Source organism: Clostridium sp. AM29-11AC, assembly GCF_003480545.1.
Lineage (GTDB): Bacteria > Bacillota > Clostridia > Lachnospirales > Lachnospiraceae > Otoolea > Otoolea saccharolyticum_A.
The window spans coordinates 1-21,928 of sequence record NZ_QUJI01000011.1 but is presented as its reverse complement, the minus strand read 5'-3'; the positions used below and the strand labels follow the sequence as shown (position 1 = coordinate 21,928).

The 21,928-nt window shown below is 50.2% G+C and carries 12 protein-coding genes and 3 pseudogenes; 8 read left to right on the top strand and 7 right to left on the bottom strand.

The features are described from left to right. Positions 1–293 precede the first annotated feature (293 nt). Positions 294–1,229: a hypothetical protein gene (locus DW757_RS09520; protein ID WP_147355639.1), complete on the top strand. Its 936-nt coding sequence runs from the start codon at positions 294–296 to the stop codon at positions 1,227–1,229. A gap of 133 nt (positions 1,230–1,362) precedes the next feature. On the opposite strand, the pseudogene DW757_RS09515 reads toward DW757_RS09520, so the two are convergent. After that, positions 1,363–2,244 (bottom strand): annotated as a pseudogene (locus DW757_RS09515) (nucleoside recognition domain-containing protein); the annotation flags it as partial. An 18-nt stretch (positions 2,245–2,262) separates the two neighbouring features. Further along, positions 2,263–3,144: pseudogene (locus DW757_RS09510) on the bottom strand (recombinase family protein); the annotation flags it as partial. A 347-nt stretch (positions 3,145–3,491) separates the two neighbouring features. On the opposite strand from DW757_RS09510, the gene DW757_RS09505 reads away from it, so the two are divergent. Then, a complete protein-coding gene (locus DW757_RS09505) occupies positions 3,492–4,994 on the top strand; it encodes a tetratricopeptide repeat protein (protein ID WP_118751584.1) in 1,503 nt (500 codons plus the stop codon). A gap of 103 nt (positions 4,995–5,097) precedes the next feature. Further along, a pseudogene (locus tag DW757_RS09500) lies at positions 5,098–7,005 on the top strand (translation factor GTPase family protein); the annotation flags it as partial. Between the two features lie 28 nt (positions 7,006–7,033). Here DW757_RS09500 and DW757_RS17670 read toward each other — a convergent pair. The 3 genes from DW757_RS17670 to sfsA form a co-directional block, all read right to left on the bottom strand. Further along, the gene (locus DW757_RS17670) at positions 7,034–8,395 is read right to left on the bottom strand and encodes a FeoB small GTPase domain-containing protein (RefSeq protein WP_118751582.1); all 1,362 of its coding nucleotides are present in this window, start codon (positions 8,393–8,395) and stop codon (positions 7,034–7,036) included. Further along, positions 8,382–8,657 carry a FeoA family protein gene (locus DW757_RS09490; RefSeq protein WP_118751581.1) on the bottom strand — a complete coding sequence of 92 codons (276 nt, stop codon included), beginning with the start codon at positions 8,655–8,657 and terminating at the stop codon, positions 8,382–8,384. Before DW757_RS09490 ends, DW757_RS17670 begins: the two co-directional genes overlap by 14 nt. A gap of 87 nt (positions 8,658–8,744) precedes the next feature. Continuing rightward, on the bottom strand, positions 8,745–9,464 hold the full coding sequence (gene sfsA, locus DW757_RS09485) for a DNA/RNA nuclease SfsA (protein ID WP_118751580.1): 720 nt from the start codon (positions 9,462–9,464) through the stop codon (positions 8,745–8,747). 440 nt (positions 9,465–9,904) lie between these two features. Here sfsA and thrC point away from each other — a divergent pair, with 440 nt between their 5' ends. The 3 genes from thrC (at position 9,905) to DW757_RS09470 (ending at position 14,924) form a co-directional block, all read left to right on the top strand. Further along, the gene (gene thrC / locus DW757_RS09480; protein WP_118751579.1) at positions 9,905–11,413 is read left to right on the top strand and encodes a threonine synthase; all 1,509 of its coding nucleotides are present in this window, start codon (positions 9,905–9,907) and stop codon (positions 11,411–11,413) included. A 309-nt stretch (positions 11,414–11,722) separates the two neighbouring features. Then, a complete protein-coding gene (gene fba, locus DW757_RS09475; protein WP_015544925.1) occupies positions 11,723–12,586 on the top strand; it encodes a class II fructose-1,6-bisphosphate aldolase in 864 nt (287 codons plus the stop codon). Between the two features lie 220 nt (positions 12,587–12,806). Continuing rightward, positions 12,807–14,924 (top strand): glutamine synthetase III, encoded by a 2,118-nt coding sequence (locus DW757_RS09470; RefSeq protein ID WP_008397574.1) that lies wholly within the window; start codon positions 12,807–12,809, stop codon positions 14,922–14,924. Positions 14,925–15,052: 128 nt separating this feature from the next. Here DW757_RS09470 and DW757_RS09465 read toward each other — a convergent pair whose 3' ends face one another. Both DW757_RS09465 and DW757_RS09460 read right to left on the bottom strand, forming a co-directional pair. Continuing rightward, on the bottom strand, positions 15,053–17,233 hold the full coding sequence (locus DW757_RS09465) for a GH25 family lysozyme (protein WP_118751578.1): 2,181 nt from the start codon (positions 17,231–17,233) through the stop codon (positions 15,053–15,055). 94 nt (positions 17,234–17,327) lie between these two features. Then, positions 17,328–19,115, bottom strand: coding sequence for a phosphotransferase (locus tag DW757_RS09460; RefSeq protein ID WP_118751577.1), 1,788 nt, complete (start codon positions 19,113–19,115; stop codon positions 17,328–17,330). 402 nt (positions 19,116–19,517) lie between these two features. On the opposite strand from DW757_RS09460, the gene DW757_RS09455 reads away from it, so the two are divergent. Both DW757_RS09455 and DW757_RS09450 read left to right on the top strand, forming a co-directional pair. Next, the gene (locus tag DW757_RS09455) at positions 19,518–21,140 is read left to right on the top strand and encodes a glucan-binding protein (protein WP_118751618.1); all 1,623 of its coding nucleotides are present in this window, start codon (positions 19,518–19,520) and stop codon (positions 21,138–21,140) included. A 365-nt stretch (positions 21,141–21,505) separates the two neighbouring features. Further along, on the top strand, positions 21,506–21,712 hold the full coding sequence (locus tag DW757_RS09450; protein ID WP_008397568.1) for a helix-turn-helix transcriptional regulator: 207 nt from the start codon (positions 21,506–21,508) through the stop codon (positions 21,710–21,712). Positions 21,713–21,928: the final 216 nt, after the last annotated feature.

The following is a 21,928-nucleotide window of genomic DNA, read 5'->3' as shown; positions in this document are numbered from 1 at the left end:
AAACAGAGAGAGAAATAAGAGACAGTCAGGGCAGAGGAGCGCAGAGGAAAGGGAGCCGACGGGGTGTTCGGAGCAGACTCCCTTTGTCATTCCTCGCTTCTGGTATACTTTTAGCATCGTTCTGTCCTGTCTGCGTCCGCGCTGAGACACTGGATGCAGAAATTTATCAGGAAGACCGCCGGGGAGAGATACCCGGGAGAGAGCTGTTTGAGAAAGAAATATCCGATGCGGAAATGCCGGACAGAAGGATGCATCAGGAGGAAATATCTGGAAGAGATTTACCGGGACAAGATATGCCGGGAGAGGGAACGTACAGAAAGGAGGCTGAGAAGGAAAAAGAAGAGGGCGTAACACCGCAGGAGGGGCCGTTTCCGGAAGAGATTTTAGAGTATTCTGCGCCGGAAAATTCCAGGGAAAAACTTCAGGAACCTCAGCAGCTGATAGAGAGGGGAGGAAAGACATACAGACTCTCTTCGTGGGAGACGGTGAAGGAGGAAAAAGACAAGGACAGGCAGTATAGGGAAGCCTCCGTTGTATATGAGTTGGTTGGCGCGGAGGCAGAAATCCCGGACGAGGCTGAGATAACGGTGGAGGGGCTCACGGAAAAAGTAAAAATGCCCCTCCTGCGCACTGAATTTTATAATGAGAGGTGGGAGCCGGATTTTGAATGTATCCTTACCTTCCACAGCTGTGAGTCAGATGTGTATGAGCTTGGAGAGACTGAAATTTACGCAGATCACAGAGCAGAAAAGCCGGCTCTCGGGCAATTTGAGGAAGAAATTCTTGGCCTTTTGGGTCTGTCAGGAGAGAGATACCGGATCCTGGAGTATCAGTGGGCCGGGGAGCCGTATGAGGATGAGACCGGGATTCTGTGCAGAAAGGCCAGGGCATCCGGAGAACGGCTGGTGCGGGACTGCCGTGCTGTGTACGGGGGAATGACTGACATGGAGCCGCCGCCTTCCTACAGAACAAAAGCGGTTTATGTTCTGGAGCGGAAAATGGTCCCCGAGACGGCTGGCGGAGAGGAGAAAGCAGAGAGTATGGAAGGGCAGAGGGAGCCGGATAGGGATTCTTTGGATGATTCATTGAAAGAAAAGCTTGTGAAGGTGGTCACAGTCACAGTAGCAGTTACAGTGGGCATCGGCACCATCCTTATTTTTCTGGTGATTCTGCGTTTTGTCTGGCGGACAGGGAGGAGGATTCTGGAACAGTTTTTTGACTCCCATTAGTTAGCTGTACTGACTATTGTGAAATGAGAGTTAATTGAGCGTGGGAGCTGGCTTCCCGCTGCTCTCAGGACGCCAGCCAGGGAGCAGCATGGCCGGCGTCTCTCTGACTCAGTTTCAGCATCTGCCATTGTGGTCAGCCAGGGAGCATGGTATTAAGCAGGACGCACAGAAGGGACCCGATAAGGGTTGGGAGCAGAAAGGCAACGGCCGTCCACAGCCAGCTTCCTGTTTCCTTCCTGATGGTCAGGCAGGTAGTTGAGCAGGGCCAGTGAAAGAGGGAGAAAACTGCCATACAGAGGGCAGTTTTCACAGTCCACCCGTGGGCAGACAGAAGAGAAAAAAGCTGAGCCTGATCGGACATTTCAACCAGCTGGCCGGTCTGCAGATAGGCCATCAGGATAATGGGAATTACAATCTCGTTGGCGGGAAAGCCCAGTATAAATCCGGTCAGGATCACGCCGTCCATACCCAGAAACTGTCCAAGTGGTTCAAGAAGGCCGGAGAGCCGGGAGAGCAGGCTCAGATTTCCGACGTTAATATTGGCTAACAGCCAGATAACAAGCCCTGCAGGTGCGGCCGCCATGAGAGCGCGCCCCAGAACGAAGATAGTCCGGTCAAAGACAGAGCGGATCAGTACCTTGCCGATCTGCGGCTTTCTGTAGGGCGGAAGCTCCAGGGTGAAAGCAGAAGGAATCCCGCGAAGCAGCGTCTTGGACAGAAGAAAGGAGGACAGTAAAGTTGCGGCAATTCCCAGCAGAATCAATCCGGTCAGGAAGGCGGCCGTTATGAGAGAGCAGAGGAAGGGCGAGCCGCTTCCCGCTTCTTTAAACAGTCCGAATCCTCCCATAAAAAACAGGGAGATCAGCATAATGAGCGTAGGAAATCTCCCGTTGCAGGGAACCAGGGAGTTTGTGAGAATGGCGATCAGGCGCTCTCTGGGAGAGTCGATAATCCGGCATCCCACAACTCCGGCTGCATTGCAGCCAAAGCCCATAGCCATGCGTAGTCATCGCCGGCAGCGCCGCTTTTGAATTTCCTCTTTACATGCTTCAAACACAGCTTCGCTCACAAGAGGCTCGTGGGTTCTTCCGGCATCCACCCACAGCTCCGCAGGGTTTGCCACCGTCAGCCTGCTTTTGAAGGAGAGTTTGCGGCTTTTTCCCTGAATCATACGGCCCAGGTAAACGGGATTGTGGAGCATTTTTAAGACGGAGTTCGCTGTCCAGATACGTTTAACTGTGTAATTGTTTTCACAGAGCCATGGATGCTTCAGGCAGCGGTAGACAGCGGGGGAGGGGATTTTTCTCTGATTTAAACTGTCTGCGATCTCAGCAGGTGTTCTGCCCTCAGCTCCCATGGAGAATATTTCTTTAACGATGGAGGCGGTCTCCGGATCGGGAATCAGCTGCACAGGAGGGCCGGGCTGCTTGATATAGCCGTAAGGCGCAAAATTTCCTATATAGCTTCCGTCCTCCATCCTCGTCCGCAGGGAAGAGCGGATCTTTCTGGAAATATCTCTGGCATACATTTCGTTGATAATATTTCTGAAGGGAATGAGATCCATGTCGGAAACAGCTGAATCATAGCCGTCGTTGACTGCAATAAAGCGGACATTCATCGAGGGGAAAAAAAGTTCTGTGTACTGCCCGGACAAAATATAATCTCTGCCGAGCCGGGACAGATCCTTTGTCATCACAAGATTAATCTCTCCCCGCTTAATATCCCGGATCATTTCCTGAAATGCAGGCCGGTCAAAGGTGGTTCCAGACCATCCGTCGTCCGAATACTCGCGGACGATGGGAAAGCCCTTCTCCTGTGCATACCGCAGCAGAAGCCTGCGCTGGCTTCCGATACTGGAACTTTCCTTTCGTCCGTCATCGTCTTTTGAGAGCCGCAGATAGATAGCTCCCCGCAAATGACTGCCTTCACGGTTCTGAGGATGCCTGCCTGCGGCGTTTCCTCTTTTCAAATGCCTGTCGTACGTGTCGTGCTCATACTGCAACTGTGCTCACCTCGTTTGGCGGCGGCTGTTTAAGAGGCAGCCGCTATGCGTTCTATAAAATATATGAAAAACAGCCAGTCTCCTTTCCCGGATGTCTGTGAGAACAGGAGAAGTTATGAATCTGCCGGCAGCTGGAGCCCTGTATGAAAAGCAGGGGAAGAAACTGCCAAATCATAAATTTCCATAAAACGGTTGTGCTGGATCTTTAAAAATAGTATGATAGCCATAGAAATGATTTGAGAAAATGAGGAAAGTGAAATATGGCGGTATTAATGTCAGAGCTGTGCAGCCAGGGAGCAGATTTAATCTGGAAGCAGTGCAACGAGGAGCTGTTTGCGCAGGGACTTGAATATTTAGAGAGAGCAGCAGAGGACGGGGATGCGGATGCTCTCTTCTTTCTGGGACACTGCTACAGCTGGGGAGATGCGGCGGTAGGCTTTAATGATAAAAAAGCATATGAGTGTTATCTGGCCGGTGCGGAAGCCGGAAGCGCCCGCTGTGTGCTGGGAGCGCTGCGGGCGGGGCAGTACGATGAGCGGCTGCAGGCGCAGGCCCGGTATTCTCTGGCAGAAAGCCTTCAGATTGTGATGGAAGCGGCTGCAGGAGGGGAGCCCTATGCCGCTTATCAGCTGGCAGATGGATTTTACTATGACGATTTTTATGACATTCTTCCCAAGAGCGAGCGGGCTGCCGGAAACTGTTTCAAATGGTATGAAAAGGCGGGAGAAGGCGGAATTGTAAATGCCATGGAGAGAGCAGGAAAATGTTGCTTTTCCGGGACCTATACCCGCAAGGATGTGTCGGCGGGACTCTATTGGGCAGAGAAAGCCGCAGCAGCCGGGAGCGCCTGGGGGCTGCTGAAGATGGGGCTGTTTACCCTGGAACAGCAGGATTATGAGGCCGCGTTTGCCTATTTGTATGCAGCCGCCCGCCAGGGAGATGAGGAGGCCCCCTTCTATCTGGGGGAGATGTGTCTGAACGGGGCGGGAACCGAACAGGATACCGAGCAGGCGATTGCCTTCTTTGAGGAAGCCGCCAGGCACGATAACAGGGAAAGCTTTGTCAGGCTGGGGCAGATCTACTCAGAAGGAGAGTATGAAAATTATGAGAGAGCCTGCTACTGGTACAGCAGGGCCTATGCCGCCGGAGATCATCAGGTTGGCCTTGATCTGGGAAGACTGTACTGTATGCCGGGAGAGTACCAGGATTTCCAGAAGGCCGAAAGGCTTTTAGCTGAGTATGCCCAGGGGGAAGAGGATGGACAGGCCTGCTGTCTGCTGGCTCATCTTTACCATGAGGGCCTGATTCCAGGCTCCGGTGCAGAAAAAGCGGCGGCGTATTTCGAGCAGGGCGCATCCATGGGAAATGATGAGTGTATTCAGATTCTCGGGCATCTCTACTTTGAGGGAGAGGAGCTTCCCCAGAACTATGCCAGGGCCTATGAACTGCTAAACAGCTCCTGGGAAAAGGGGACGCTTAGGGAACTGTGCCAGCTTGCCTATCTGTGCCGGAATGGCTATGGATGTGAAAAAGATGAGAAGCGGGCTGCAGAGCTGTACAGGAAGGCTGCAGAGACTGAGAAAAACGCGGATGCCTACTATGAGTTGGGCAGCTTATATGAAAAAGGAACACAGATTGAGCGGGATCTGGAGCAGGCGGTCGATTACTACAGACAGGCAGCTCTTTTGGGAAATGACAGCGCCAGAAGGAGGCTTACACACTTTAAGCGCAACATTTTTGGAAAGTGGAAGTATGTCAACTGACAGAAGGAATGGGAGTCTCTAAACGGTGCGGCAAGTCTGGAACACCGGCCAGCAGACAGATAAACGGAAAAGAAGACTGGATGAAAGCGGGAAATTGACGGAGATGAAAAAGACAATAGGTATTCTGGCCCATGTGGACGGAGGAAAAACAACTTTTTCAGAACAGCTTCTGTATCATGCGGGAATTTTAAAGACGCCCGGAAGGGTAGATCAGGGAAATACGCTTTTGGACAGTGATCCGGTGGAGCGTTCCAGAGGTATTACCATATTTACGGATCAGAGTCCCTTTGTCTTTGAAGGTAATACTTATTATCTGATGGACACACCGGGGCATGTGGATTTTTCAGCGGAGATGGAGCGGGCTGTGATGGCCCTGGATGCAGCCATCCTTCTGGTGGCGGCCGGTTCCGGAGTGACGGCTCATACTGTGACACTCTGGCGTATCCTGGAAAAATATAAGGTACCTGCCTTTCTGTTTTTCAACAAGATGGATCTGGAGGGAGCTGACAGGGAAAAGCTGCTTTTTCAGGTGAGGGAGCGGCTGAGCACAGATGCTGTTTTTGTGGCAGAGCCGGAGGCCCAGAGTCTGGAATCAGGAACGCTCCAGGAAGGAGAGACAGAACCGTCCCGCAGGCTGACAGAATTTATCTGCGAGAGAGAAGACAGGCTATTGGAGCGGTACCTTTCGGACAGCCTGACAGGGGATGAGCTGAAAAGCGGGGCGCAGGCGCTGATCCGGGAAAGAAAGCTGTTTCTTTGCATGTGCGGGTCTGCGCTCAGAGATCAGGGAATAGTCGAATTCTTCCGCCTGTTTAACTGCATGCTGGAGGAGGGGGACGAAAAGGAAAGAGAGGAGCTGCCCTTTCGGGGACTTGTCTATAAGATTCGTCATGATGACAGACAGAACCGTCTCACCTTTATAAAAATTCTGCAGGGAAAACTGAGAGTCAGGGATGAGATACGCTTTTGCCAACAAGCGGAGTATACCGGCAGCTCTGGAAGAGACGGGGAGGAGACAAACGGAGCTGAAAAAGGCCTGGAAGAGGCAGCGGCGGAAAAAATCCATGAAATACGGAGCTATTGTGGAAAAAAATTCAGCTCCATGAAAGAAGCGTCTGCAGGGGCACTCTGTGCAGTTACTGGCTTGTCCATCCCCCGCTGCGGTTCACTGATCGGAACGGGCGGCAGGGAAATGGATAAAGCTGACTTCTTTCTGGTTCCGTCTCTGGCAGCCAGGGTGATACCAGAGGAAGCACAGGCAGCCGCCTCCGCTGAGGAGTTTCAGAGTCTTACAGACGAACGTACAGAGCTGATGCAGAGAATCATCAGGTATATGCGGCTTCTGGAAGCGGAGGAGCCTCAGCTCAGCCTTTCGCTTTCTCCCCTCACTGTGTCGGTTATGGGTGAAATACAGCTTGAGATTATAAAACAGATGTTCAGAGAGCGGTGGGGAATTGACATCGCCTTTCTTCCGCCCAAGGTAATTTATAAGGAAACGATCGGGAAGCCGGTTATGGGCTACGGTCACTACGAGCCGCTCAGGCATTATGCGGAGGTGGCGTTCAGGCTTGAGCCGGGGGAGAGAGGGAGCGGAATTCAGTTTCGGAGCGAGTGCCCTTTGGACGAGCTGGCACAAAACTATCAGAATCTGATACGAACCCACGTGTTTGAGCGGGTACACAGGGGAATCCTCACAGGCGCTCCTCTGACGGATGTGACGGTTGTTCTGACAGCAGGCAGAGCTCATCAGAAACATACCGAGGGAGGCGATTTTCGCGAGGCAGTATACCGGGCTGTCAGGCAGGGGCTTGAAAAGGCGGAAAATATCCTGCTGGAGCCCTTTTATCGTTTTGAAATTGCAGTGGAAAACAGCCTGACTGGCCGGGTGATGGCGGATATTCAAAAGCGCTCAGGAACATTTGAACCGCCGGTGAGCCAGGGAAGTATGACAGTCATAGCCGGAAGAGGGCCGGTGTCAGAGTTTGCGGATTATCCGGCTGAGCTGGCTGCCTTCAGCCGCGGAGGGGGGAGCATTTCACTTATAAGCGACGGGTACGATGCCTGCCATGACGCCTCGAAAGTGATAGAAGAAATTGCTTATGATAAGGGGGCAGACAAGGAAAACACATCAGCTTCAGTATTCTGCGCCCATGGGGCCGGATTTCTCGTTGCCTGGGATCAGGCGGAAAGATACATGCACTGTCTGAAAAAATAAGAAGGAGGCCGGGAGAAGGGGCGGCAAAGGACTGGGGAACCGGGGCAGTGACTACACACATGGTTAGGCACTGCTTTCCGCAGGCGCGGCATTTTTTAAATGCACAGTCCATATTGAACGCAGCTCTGGGCAGGTAGCCTAAATCCTCAAGAAGGGTAAACAGAGGGAAAAAAATGGCCATGGGAGGAAGCATGACGGAGACAATCCATGCCGCCGACCGGAACACTCCGAATACCAGGGCATCTGTAAACGGCTTTGGAGCTCCGGCAGCGCTCAGGGCAGAGGCCATCCATGTCTCGAGCCTGTAAAACTGCTCCCAGAGGAATGACGACGGGTAGTTTGCCCCGGTAATGGTAATCCAGAAGATGAGGAGCAGAAGCAAAATCATCACAAGGCTTCCGGTTAGACGGCCCGTTAGAAAACGGTCGATGGCTTCCTGGCGCTTTCTGTAATCAGGTTTTGTGTACCGTACAGCCTGCGCAGCCAGAGCTTCAGGAGAGAAGTCATTAATTTTACAGAGATTCTGTCCAGTGCGCTGATTTGGGGATACGGATTCCATGGAAACTCCCCTTAACATACAGCCGTGACAGCCGCAGCACTCAGCGCAAGGCTTTTCTGTGTCTTCACGAAATGGACAATGGGAAGGCAGGCTGTCCGAATTGACACTCCCGGGTTCTGTTTCGGAGGAAACCTCAAAAATTTTTTCTTTCAGAAAATTGATTTGTCTTTTGTCTCTGGCTGTACAGGGAGTAACCGGAATGCCCAGCTCCCGTTCCAGCAGAGAAAAATCAATGACAATTCCCTTTTTTTCCGCTTCATCGCAGAGGTTGATGCAGAAGAGGAAGGCGGTGCCGGCAGACAGGGGGAGTTCAGAAAGCTGCTTTAAGAGATGGAGGCTTCTTTCCAGACAGGTGGCGTCTCCGATCACGATCAGCACGTCTGCCTGGCCGGAACAGATAAAATCTCTGGCAATTTCCTCCTCCTCTGAATGGGTGCGAAGGGAGTAGATTCCCGGCAGATCCGTCAGCTCACAGACGGAGTCTCCCAGGGAAAAAACGCCGGTGGCACAGGCTACTGTTTTTCCGATCCAGTTTCCCGTATGCTGCCTGAGCCCTGTAAGGCCGTTAAAAACAGTGCTCTTTCCCACATTCGGATTTCCCACAAGGGCTGCTTTAATAGTTTTCAATCGAGTCCACCTCCTTCAGGTCTTCCTGCATGTCAGGCTCCTCAGCCAGAATGAGCTGAGAGTCCTCCCGCCGCAGCGCAATGACGGCATTGCGGACAAGAAAAGCAGAGATAGCCCCATGACTGCGGCTGAGAGTGCAGGTAACAGCAGTGCCGGGGGTAAAGCCCAGATCTAAAAGACGAGCGGTAATCGATCTATCATCTGACAGCCAGCGGATGACAGCTGACTGGCCTGGTTTCAGCAAACTAAGAGGTCTAAGCATACTCTCACATCATAAAAAGGACGTTACTATTGAATATGCCAGAGCTGGAAAAAGAGTGACAGAACAGACTTATGTGCAGAAAATCTGCTACAGAAATACAGGAACATCCCCATCAATCTTCATGGAGTGCTCTGTCACAAGACAGTCCTTTGCCAGAATCTGTACACCATTCTGGCTGATACGTTTCAGCGCATCGGCAAAAGCGGGATGGGTCCCTCGGTTGGGCGTAAAAGCACAGATTCCTTTCATCTGGATGACAAAGAGTACATAGGCCTGAAATCCGCTTTTCACAGCCTTCTCAAGTTCCAGAAGGTGCTTCAGCCCGCGCTCTGTGGGGGCATCTGGAAAGCTGGCAGTTCCGTTTGTTTCAAGAGTCACTCCCTTGACTTCCATAAAACAGAAGGAACCATCCTTACGAAAAGAGAGATCAAACCGTGAGCCGCCGAACCCAACCTCCCGTTTGACATCGGAAACGGGGCCCAGGCCGCCCTGGCACAGCCATTCAAAGGCTGCCTGATTAGGAGCCTGTGAGTCCATGTTGATGAGAAGCGTCTCCCCGTACCTGCCGGCGCGCTCTTTATAGACGCCGATGAGTGAGTACTCTGTTTTCCTGCCCTTCTGAAGCGCATCAGGGTGGTGCTCGATCAGGACAGAGGTGCCTGGGATCAGAAGCTCCCGGCAGCGCCCTGTGTTTTTAACATGGCAGACAGCCGTTTTGCCGGAGGATGAGGAGGGGAGGGAAACCAGGGCGGTAAAGCGGTTTGGACGTTCCAGAAAAACAGCGCTTAAGATATGGTCGTAATTCATAAAATCTCCTTTATAAGGGCGCGCCGGGCGGCTGTCTCCTGTCTGTTTCAGAGAACAGTACCCGTTCAAGCGCCTGTGCGAAATTATTCTATTTCCAGTATGCTATTTATTTTGCACGAGAAAGGCAAAAAGGTCAACCGCAGACTGTGAAAGCTGCCCGTCTGCTGTCTGCCCGCGCCGCTGATGGCTTTTTTTTGGGGGGGGGGGTGCTGCTCTGCCCTTTTCAAGTTGCGCTTCCAGATAAAATATGATAAAATTTTGAACCATACAAATATTCTGATTCAGGGAAAGAGAAGATTCAGGCATAGTATAGAAATGTGTTTGATATTTCCGGAAACCACAGAAAAAATGAAGCCGGATCATGGCGAAAGACCAGTCAGAAGCCAGAGAGGCCCAAGATAAGAAAGGGGCCGGATTAGGCAGAAAAGAGGATGAGAAGAATGGAAATTTACTACAACAGTACCAGAGGCGGCGAGAACCATGCGACAGCTTCCCGGGCGATATTAAAGGGGCTGGCAGATGACGGAGGACTTTTTATGCCGGAGAAAATCCCTGCTCTTGACTGTTCTCTCAGGGAACTGTCAGGCATGAGCTATCAGGAAACGGCATATGAGGTGATGAAGCTCTTTTTTACGGATTTTACTGAGCAGGAGCTGAGAGACTGCATCAGCCGTGCCTACGACTCCAAATTTGACACAGAGGAGATTGCTCCGCTTGCAAAGGCAGACGGCGCCTATTATCTGGAACTGTTTCACGGAAGTACGATTGCATTTAAGGATATGGCGCTGTCGATTCTGCCCCATCTGATGACGACGGCAGCCAGAAAAAACAGGGCAGATAAGACCATTGTAATCCTGACGGCTACTTCTGGGGATACGGGAAAGGCAGCTATGGCCGGCTTTGCGGATGTGCCGGGGACGAAGATTATCGTATTCTATCCCAAGGGCGGAGTGAGCCGGGTGCAGGAGCTTCAGATGGTGACGCAGAGGGGAGAGAATACGGCAGTGGCATCTATCGCCGGAAACTTTGACGATGCCCAGAGCGGAGTGAAAAAGATTTTTGGAGACAGGGAGTTTGCCGCTGAACTGGCAGACAGGGGCTTTGTCCTCTCCTCCGCCAACTCCATCAATATCGGACGTCTTGTGCCTCAGATCGTGTATTATGTGTATGCGTACGGAAAACTCCTGGAAAACGGTGAGATTGAGGAGGGAGAGAAAATCAACATCACAGTTCCCACCGGAAACTTCGGAAATATCCTGGCAGCCTATTTTGCCAAGAGAATGGGACTTCCGGTCAGCCGCCTGATCTGCGCCTCCAATGACAATAAAGTGCTTTATGATTTCTTCCAAACAGGTGTTTATGACAGGCGCAGAGAGTTTATTCTCACAACCTCTCCGTCCATGGACATTCTCATCTCAAGCAACCTGGAACGTCTCCTCTACCTGGCCTCCGACTGCGATGCAAAGGCAACGGGAGAGCTGATGAGGCAGCTTGCCGAAGACGGTTTTTACGAGATTGATTCTGCCATGAAAGAAAAAATAGCTGACTTTACAGGCGGCTTTGCAGACCAGGAAGAAAATGCCGGGGAGATCCGCAAGGTATTCAGGGATACCGGCTATCTGATGGACACCCACACAGGTGTCGCCTCCTCCGTATACAGAAGATACAGGGAGGAAACCGGCGATCAGACAAAGACAGTCATTGCCTCCACGGCAAGTCCTTACAAATTTTCCAGAAGCGTGATGGAGGCCATCTGTGACTGCACAGAGGAGAGGGAAGCACTTCCTGAGGATGAATTTGAGCTGTGTGACAAAATGGCGGAAAAATCAGGAATTCCTGTTCCCATGGCTGTAAAAGAGATAAGAAATGCCGAGATCCGCCACAATCGCACGTGCAGGCCGGAGGAAATGGAGGATATGGTGAGACAGATTCTCTGGCAGGAGAGATAGGGATTGTTATTTTGTTCACAATGCTGGAATTAAACGGTATTTCGGCAGAAGTCCTGCACATTACAGCGGGCACACAGGGAAGCAGCAGAGAGGCAGGGAAACCTGTCTGGACAGAATATACAGAAATTTTTGAAATACAGCCTGAATAGTGTACAAAAACTATAATTTTCACCTGTTCTGTCCAGGCCGGATCTGGAAAAACAGAGCCGGGGAATCCGCATATTAAAATGAGGAACAGCTTTTCAAAAAACAAAAAATGGTATATAATAAGCGCAGGTAAGTAGAGAAATGCGAAGGAGGTTCAGCGATATGTTAGTATCAGCGAAAGAAATGCTCAATAAAGCAAGAGAGGGCAAGTACGCAGTTGGCCAGTTCAACATTAACAATCTTGAGTGGACAAAGGCAATTCTTCTGACAGCAGAAGAGTTAAAATCCCCGGTTATCCTCGGTGTATCTGAGGGTGCAGGAAAATACATGACAGGCTTCAAGACAGTTGCGGCTATGGTTGCAGCTATGGTAGAGGAGTTAAACATCACTGTTCCGGTTGCCCTGCATCTGGATCACGGCTCCTACGAGGGCGCTAAGAAGTGTATCGAGGCAGGATTTTCATCCATCATGTTCGACGGCTCCCACTATCCGATTGCCGAGAATGTGGAGAAGACAACGGAATTAGTGAAAATCTGTCATGAAAAAGGCATTTCTCTTGAGGCAGAGGTCGGATCCATCGGCGGCGAGGAAGACGGCGTTGTAGGTATGGGCGAGTGCGCAGATCCGAACGAGTGCAAGGCTGTGGCAGACCTCGGCATCGATATGCTGGCAGCAGGAATCGGAAACATTCACGGAAAGTATCCGGAAAACTGGCCGGGATTAAGATTTGACGTTCTCGAGTCCATCAAGGAGAAGGTAGGCGATATGCCTCTCGTTCTTCACGGCGGTACAGGAATTCCGGCAGACATGATCAAGAAAGCCATTTCTTTAGGCGTTGCAAAGATCAACGTAAATACAGAGTGCCAGTTAGCATTCGCTGATGCAACACGCAAATATATTGAAGCAGGCAAAGACCTTGAGGGCAAGGGATTCGATCCGCGCAAGCTCCTCGCTCCTGGTACAGAGGCAATCAAGGCGACAGTAAAAGAGAAGATGGAGTTATTTGGTTCCGTTGGAAAGGCTTAAGCTGTCCCTCAGATGAGATAAGCCAGCCTGCCCGGATTTCTGCGCGCAAGGAGCAGAATTTCCGGGCAGGCGGGCTTATTTTCTTTCCAAGTGCCGGCGCGTCCGTTTTGGGAATGTTTGTACAGGGAACTGACATAGGGAAAAGAAAGGTGATCCCCGGGACGGCTGTCAAGGGACAGTCCTGAGGATTTGACAAATATTAAATTGGAGGAATATTCAGATGAGCAGCATCACAAATGTATCCGAGATTTTCGGAAAGAATGTATTCAATGATTCCGTGATGAGAGAGCGCCTTCCGAAGAATGTCTATTTAAAGCTGAAAAAGACTATTGAAGACGGAACGGAACTGGATCCATCCATTGCGGATGTGGTTGCCCATGCCATGAAGGAGTGGGCTATTGAGCGGGGAGCTACCCATTTTTCACACTGGTTCCAGCCGCTGACAGGCGTTACAGCTGAGAAACATGATTCCTTTATCTCTGTTCCCGGAAGCGATGGGCGGGTTATTATGGAGTTTTCAGGAAAAGAGCTGATCAAGGGAGAGCCGGACGCATCCTCTTTCCCGTCCGGCGGTCTGCGCTCTACCTTTGAGGCGAGAGGCTACACTACCTGGGACTGTACGTCTCCCGCATTCCTGAGGGAGGACACCTGGGGAGTGACACTCTACATACCCACAGCCTTCTGTTCCTACCGGGGAGAGGCTCTTGACAAGAAAACACCTCTGCTGCGCTCCATGCAGGCGATCAACGAGCAGTCCCTGAGAGTCCTGCGCCTGTTTGGAAATACGACCTCCAAACGAGTCATCCCCTATGTAGGTCCGGAGCAGGAGTATTTTCTTGTGGATAAGGAGAAATACCTCCAGAGGAAGGATCTGATTTACGCGGGGCGCACCCTGTTTGGAGCTATGCCGCCAAAGGGACAGGAGATGGATGATCATTACTTTGGAAGTATCCGCCCCAGAGTCGGAGCCTTTATGAAAGAAGTCAATGAGGAAATGTGGAGGCTCGGCGTGACAGCCAAGACCCAGCACAATGAGGCTGCTCCGGCGCAGCACGAGCTGGCCCCAATCTACACACAGGTGAACGTAGCCGTTGACCATAACCAGATGATGATGGAGGCATTGAAGAGGATTGCCGGCCATCACGGGCTGACCTGCCTGCTTCATGAGAAGCCGTTTGCAGGGGTGAATGGTTCAGGAAAGCACAATAACTGGTCACTGTCCACAGATGACGGAATTAATCTGTTAAATCCTGGAGATACGCCTCATGACAACATGCAGTTTCTGCTTGTGCTGGCATGTATTATGAAGGCTGTGGATGTGCATGCAGATCTGCTCAGAGAGTCTACGGCAGTGCCTGGAAATGATCACCGTCTGGGGGCGGCAGAAGCTCCGCCAGCGATTATCTCTATTTTCCTCGGAGAGCAGTTAGAGGATGTGGTAGAACAGCTCTGCAGCACCGGAGAGGCCACCCATACAAAACAGGGCGACCGCCTGAGCACCGGAGTTGCCACGCTGCCTAATTTCGTGAAGGATGCGACAGACAGAAACAGAACCTCCCCGTTTGCATTTACGGGAAACAAGTTTGAGTTCCGAATGGTGGGATCCTCTGACTCTGTTTCCTCACCGAATGTGGTTCTCAACACGATTGTGGCAGAGGCTTTTAAGGAGGCTGCCGACGAGCTGGAGAAGGCTGATGATTTTGACATGGCTCTCCACGATTTTATCAAACGCACCATGTCAGAGCACAAGAGAATCATTTTCAGCGGAAACGGCTATTCAGAAGAGTGGGTAGAAGAGGCAGAGCGCCGGGGTCTTCCTAACCTCAAGTGCGGAATCGACTCCGTGGATTCGCTGATCACAGATAAGGCTATCCGCCTGTTTGAGAGCTTTGGCGTATATACAAGAGCAGAGCTGGAGTCCAGAGCTGAGATTGAATACGAATCCTACGCAAAGACTGTGAATATTGAGGCCAAAACCATGATCGACATGGCAGGAAAGCAGATTATTCCGGCGGTGATCCGCTATACGGCAAATCTGGCAGAATCCCTGACTGCTGTACAGACAGCCTGTCCTGAAGCGGACACAAGTGTGCAGAAGGAGCTTCTCCTGGAAGCATCCGATCTGCTGTCTGATATGAAAACTGCCCTTGCCAGGCTGACAGAGGAAACAGAAAAGGCTGCAAAGGTAGAAGGCAACAAGGAGAGGGCTTACGCATATCACGACATTGTAACTGCGGCGATGGAGGAGCTGCGCCGCCCTGCCGACAAGCTGGAAATGATCGTAGATAAGGAGCTTTGGCCGCTGCCAAGCTATGGAGACCTGATCTTTGAGGTATAAGTTCAGGCCATAAATCAGAGAGGAAACTGCACAGAGAGGGCCGAAGGGCATCATGAATCATTTTCTGATGCCCTTCGGCCCTCTCTGCAATTAAAATCCCTCCTGTCCGGTTTTGAGTATCAAAGATATTACCTTCCCGGTCCGCCTGTGAGGCCAGGTTCGATCGTATAGTGATCTGCAGAATCAGAGCTTCCTGAACCTGGACGTGCAGTACCGGTACCGGAGGAACTGCTGCCGGAGGAACTGCCCGGAGCATTGGAAGTTCCGGAGCTGCCAGGAGCGCTGCCTCCTGTGGAACTGCCCGGAGCGCCGGAATTCCCGGCGCTGCCTGAACTTTCCGAATTCCCAGGGGAAGTCTGTCCGCTGCTTCCGGAAGGTCCGCTTCCAGCTTCTGAATTTCCGCTGCCGGGAGTTCCCATCCCTGAACCGGACGATGCTGTTCCTGGTTCTGCGGCTGTCACGCCGCTCATAGAGTTGGTCTCATTCTGGCAGACGCCGTTTTGATCAAAGGTGTAGGTGACGTTGTCAATCACCCGGGAGCAGTCAGAGGCCATCACGCCCGTGGAGGGATCCAGATAATAATACTTTCCGTTTTCCCTCAGCCATCCCTTTACCATATGGCCGCTGCTGTTGAAATAGTACCAGCTGTTATCAATCTGGCGCCAACCCCGGATCATGCGGCCGGAACTCGTGCTCATATAATAACGGTTTCCAGTATTGTCATTGAGCCATCCGGTGAGCATACGGCCGTCAGTATACAGATAGTAGTACTCATTGTCGATTTTCTGCCATCCGGTCAGCATTTTCCCGTCCTGGCCCAGATAATACCAGAGTCCTTTCACCTGCTGCCATCCGGTGCGCATTTTTCCGTCTTCGCCCAGGTAGTACCAGCTTCCGTCAATCTGCTGCCATCCCACGCGCAGCTTTCCCTCGGGACTTAAGAAATACCAGCCTCCGTCAATCTGCTGCCATCCGGTTTTCATCTTTCCCTCATTGTCAAGGTAGTAGTAGCGCCCGTCAACCAGTCTCCACCCTACAGCCATCTTTCCGTCTGTGCCGAAGTAGTACCAGTACCCGTCTATTTCTTTCCATCCGGTAGTCATCTTTCCATCTGTTCCAATAAAATAGCGGGAGCCTCCGATGTCGGCCCATCCCCGGAGCAGTTCCCCGTTCGGATTGAAATAATACCAGGCGCCGTCTATAGTCAGCCATCCTGTGGCCATGGAACCGTCGCTTTTCATGTAATAATAGGTATCGCCGGATTTCAGCCATCCGGTCATCATGGCTCCGTCTGTTCCGAGATAGAACCATTTCCCGTCAACCTGCTGCCAGCCATAGGCCAGAGCTCCGTCATCCTTCAGGTAATACCATTTAGAGCTGGAGGAATCGCGAAACCATCCCACTGTCATTTTGCCGGAGGATTCGTCGAGATGGAAATATTTTCCTCCCAGCTGCATCCAGCCTCTTCGGGGAGTTCCATCCTCCCCCATGTAGTACCAGCCGTTTCCGTCATTGATCCAGCCCTTCTGCATTTCGTAGTCTTTATAGTAATACCAGTTTCCTCCGATATTTCTCCACTGGTTAGCAGGAATCAGGGAAGAAAAATCTTTGTAGGCAAAGTTGATGTCCACATTGCCGGAGATTCCGGAAACGCTTCCGCTGTTGGTAGCCTGCCACATGGCAGCGTTGGAATAGGAGTGGCGCACATCGTACCGGGCAACCCAGACATCGTAGTTCACGGAACTCATATCAATTTTGTTGGTGAGCCAGTAGTCGTTGGCATAGACCATGGGATAATAGCCTGCAGCTCTGATCTTTTTGCAGAAAGCATTGATCACGGCGCTTAGCTCAGAAGGAGAGAGGGCGCTCATCTCCGAGGACTCCACATCAAAGACAACGGGATAGGAGATAGGATAGTCCTTAATCAGATTCAGCACGAAATCAGCCTCCTGTTCAGCCATCTGCGTGGTTGTGGCATAGGAGTAAATATAGGCGCCGACCTTCAGCCCTGCTTCAGCGGCCTTGGATGCGTTGGACTGAAAAAAAGGATCGACGGCATTATTGTATCTGGTTCCAAGCATGACAAACTGGATGTCGTCGGCAGCTACCGCATCCCAGTTGATGCTCTGCTGCCAGTGAGACACATCAATCCCTCTGGCTGCCACTCCGGCAATCGCAGTTCCCGAGCTGTCTGTATAGATACCGTTCACCTTTGTCCAGGCCGCAAATGCGCTCATGGCCGGGTGCAGTGAGAGCGCCCCCAGCAGGCAGGCAAGACCGACTATTTGCAGACGTTTCCTTTGTATCATAAAAACTCCTCCTGTGTAATCGTGTCGATCAAAAATCCATTTTATCCCATTGTATCATAAAAACATACCGTGTGCATAGATGTGCCGAAACTGTTTAATCAGTAAGGGCGCCGAGCTGCTGCAGCTTTTTATAATAGAGCTTTGCATAGCGGTACATGATTAAGGTATACTCGCCGAATTCCTCGCCCAGGCTGCTCTTGAAAACTGCCCACAGGCACCAGAGAAAACCTCCCAGAGCTGCACAGGCATAGATGACAAAGCGTTCCTCTTCATCTGGGGAACGCTTCAGATAGAGCTCAATCAGATGATCCATTTCTTCCTCATTGTAATAGGAGTAAATACCGCACATGGCAATATCGATGAGAGGGTCATGCATGCCTGCATATTCCCAGTCAATGATTTTACCGGAGCCGTCCGGGAGAATCAGAAAATTGTCAGGGACGCAGTCAATATGGGAGAGACACTGAGGTCTGTCCATCAGTTCCAGGAGCTCCAGAAGCCGGTTCATGTGACCGCGCACTTCCGAATAATCCTCAAACAGCATTTTTTCCCGTCCGCGGCACAGACCCTCATAAAAATCGATCCGTTCCCGCAGAGAAAAGGAGTGGGGAACCGAAAGACCGGATTCATGAAGTCTGTGAAGCTCCTTCATAAAGAGCCTCATGTCCTCCTCACTGTGGGGATCTGCATTGCGCGCCCCCTCATAGTAATGGGCGATTTTGTATCCGGTTTTCCCATCAAAATAGACAATGTCCTCTGTCATATGAAGAGGATTGACAGCACGGTAGACAGCCTCTTCCTGCCTTCGGTTGATGAGCTGTTCCGTCCCCGGCCCCGGAATACGGCAGATGTAATGCTTTCCCCGAAGTTCAAACAGGAAAGATTTATTTGTCATTCCTGCCTTCAGACAGCGGATATTGGTGATTTCCTCCTCCTGTATCTCGAAAACTCTGGAAACGAGAGCCAGGGCTTCATTATCAGAGTGATTCTGGTACTTGGGATCAAACTGCCGGAGCTCCTCCAGATTCTCAAATTCGTAAACCTGATTCTCCGGCTGCGGGTTGGAAAAAAGCGCAAGCTCCTGGAGATGTTCCATCAGGGCATTTTCCCAGTAAAACTGTTCGGTGCCAGGCCGGTGATAATAGTCTTCTATAATAGGAAGAAACTCCATCGAAAACTCCCGGGAGAAGAAAGCCGGTCCGTACAGAGCATAGGAATCATGTCCTCCTACAGAAATAGAAGAAATTCGCCCCTTTTTATTGGTTTTTACGCACCATTCAGAAGTGTTTCCCTCCATATAGGAAGTGGAATACCAGGCCCCGCACTCATAGGCGTGGAACATATTGGCCCTGAGCCAGTTGTCTGAGGAGAGAATATACATGTTTCTCCCGCGAAGAACTTCTCTGGCGTGATAGATGGTGGCGAGATTATTCTTAGAAGAATACTCGGGATTATAGAGGAGCTTTACCTGATATTTGTCAATCAGATATTCGAATTTTTCTTTCAGATATCCCACCACAATAGTGATATCGGTGATTCCGACAGAGTGAAGCTGCTTGATCTGGCGTTCGATCATCCGCTCTCCGAAAACCTCAAGAAGTCCCTTGGGCATTTCGAAGGTGAGAGGCACGAAGCGGGAGCCGAAGCCTGCAGCCATAATTAACGCTCCATCTACCTTATAAGGAAGCAGCAGTGCCATTCCTTTTTCAGTTAATGTATATTTATTCGCCTCAGAATCTATCACAGCCAGCCCCTGCTCCAGGCAGTCGTTTATCAGCCTGTTAGCTGTTCCGAGAGAAATATCCAGCCTCTTTGCCAGCTCCCTCTGTGTAATATCGGGATGCTCCAGAATATTTCTGCATATCAATCCATATCGATCCATAATACCTGCTTTCTGGCTGCTGTTCAAAAAACAGCCTTATAGAATTAAATATGAACATTATAGCATGAAATCAGCAAAAGTACAGCTCAAATCTTAAGATTGTATTGATATTAGTACAATTTTTGATTAATTTTTTTGTTCTGTAATGATTCTGTAAGAAAATGCACAGAGAAATGTTATTGTATTTTGGGTAAAGGTGTATTATGATATGAGTGTATCGGAGGTGAGGCACTTCTGAAAGGGAAATCGTACATATTTACAAAAAAGTGAATGGAAATAAATTTATTTTTTTGTTAAAAAACTATTGATAATTTCCCTTATCCGAAGTATAATAGCCACGTAATGCAGTTAGGAATTTCGAAAAAAATGATTTCAAGAAGAAAAAAGGAGAGTGCATTCATTATGAGAAAGCAGACTAAATTAGTTGCAGTTCTTTCTGCAGCAGCTTTACTCGCTGTAGGCGCTTCCATGACATCTTTCGCAGGTTGGGAGAAGGATGAGGATGGTATCTGGCACTACTATGACAGCGATGATGAGATGGTAGAGGACGAGTGGAGAAAGGATGGCTCCAAGTGGTTCTACCTTGACGAAGATGGAAACATGCTGACAGATTCCTGGGTAGACGATGAGTACTATGTAGGTTCTGACGGCGCTATGTTAAAGAATGCCTGGATCAAGACAACTCCAGATGAGGATATCTCTGATCCGGATGAGGATGGCGATCACTGGTACTACTTCGACAGCAAGGGTAAGAAGGTAACTGACGATTCCAAGAAGATCAACGGCAAGACCTACTACTTTGATGAAGACGGCCAGATGCTCGACGGCTGGCATGAGGATAAGGGCGACGTTTACTACTTAGGCGGCGAGGACGAAGGCTGGAGAGCTGAGAATCAGTGGTTATGGCTGGAGAAGCCAGGCGATGCTGATGAGGATAACGACGATGAGCAGATCCTTACCTGCGCAGACGAGGACGACTGTGATGATGAGGGCTGGTACTGGTTCGGATCCAACGGCAAGATGTACAAGGATACAGGAAAGAAGAAAGTAAACGGCCGTTACTACATGTTCAACGAGCATGGCCAGATGCTTTACGAGTGGATCAACAACACACCAACAAAGGTATCAGGAACACCTTCCAATGCAGTACTTGATGGAAGCGCAACACCAGGAACTGCAAGCATCAGTGATATGTACTACTACAATATCGTAGAGGAAGGCTGGAGAGGCGACGGCTGGTATGAGATCGACGGTTCCGAGGACGTTGGAACAGACAGCGATACAGACTGGTATTACTTTGATAAAGGCGAGGCTAAGCATGCTGATGCAGCTAAGAAGGATCTCGCTACATACGATGGAGACGGCGAGCCGGTTTACGTAGCTAAGATCAAAGTAGACAGCTCCAAGGGCAAGAAGTACTTCGCATTCAACGAGAAAGGCCAGATGCAGACAGGTCTTCAGTACATCGCTGATGACAACGGTTTCTACTACTTCGATGACAATGGCTATATGCAGGACGGCAAGATTTCTGACGTAGAGTGCGATGACGATACATACGACTTCTACTTCAACACAAAGAACGGCAAGAACGGCCAGGGTTACACAGGCGAGAAGGACAACTACCTGTACTTCAACGGTAAGAGACTTGAGGCTGACGACGACTACAGACTGTACTACTTAAACGACGACATTTACCTGGTAAATAGCAAGGGTAAAGTTCAGTCTACAAAGAGCGACAGCAAGAAGTATGACATCGAGAACGAGGGTATCGAGACAGAGGATGTTAATGTAACATTCACTGGCAAGAAGGTTAAATCCATCTCTGTACCAGGCGGACAGTCCTATACAGCTGATGAGTTAGTTGCTCAGGCTAAGGAGATCATGCAGGCTAAGGGATATGATCCAAGCGAGGATTCTCTTGTATCTATTCCATTCATCCAGTTATATGATGACGATCAGTATACATACACTGTAGCAGCTGACGGAAAGGTTATCGTAGGATGGCGTAGTCTTAACAACAAATAATCAATAATCTCCGTTCAGATTATTTGACTTTGGGGAGGTTTCTCTTCCGGCGGATTACTCCGCGGGAGGGGAACCTCCTTTTTTGGCTCTTTATCAGAAGAAGTTTTTATCCAGCTGTCCTATACTTCTCTGTACATATATGCCACTGAAAATAGATCTCCGAAATCACTTCTCACCAAGAGTTTGTTTTGCGCTTAACAGTTTTACGGTTTTTGTTGTTGATTTGCACAATTTATTGGCAGAACAGCTTCTTATATATTGTATATTTTTTACAAAAATTCTCATAATTAAAAATAGTATCCAAATTTCGGTTATATACAGCCTGTTTGATTCGTTATTTAATTGATAGGGAAAGGGTGAAAAAGATGATAACATATGATAAGCTGTGGAAGACCATGAAGGAAAAGCAGATGACTCAGTATCGTTTAATTCGATACTATGGCTTCAGCGCCGGCCAGATTGGACGTCTGAAAAAGAATATGTATGTGTCGACCCATACGCTGGAAGTCCTCTGCCAAATCTTGAACTGCAGAATCGAGGATATCGTAGAGTATATTCCGGATGAAGAGTAACAGGAGATAACCCGCAGACCTGGACAGAAAAACCGCTGGCTGGCCGAAATAACTAAAACATCTATCGCCCTTCGGAGGCTATTTGGCTCTTTCTGTCTCACAAAACTGAATATGGAAAGCAGTAATGCCGTCTTCAGAGTGACTGGAGACGGCATTTTTGGTGTGCCCGGCGGGCACACGTTCTAACGGGTGAAAGTCGTGTGTTCTGCAAGCTGT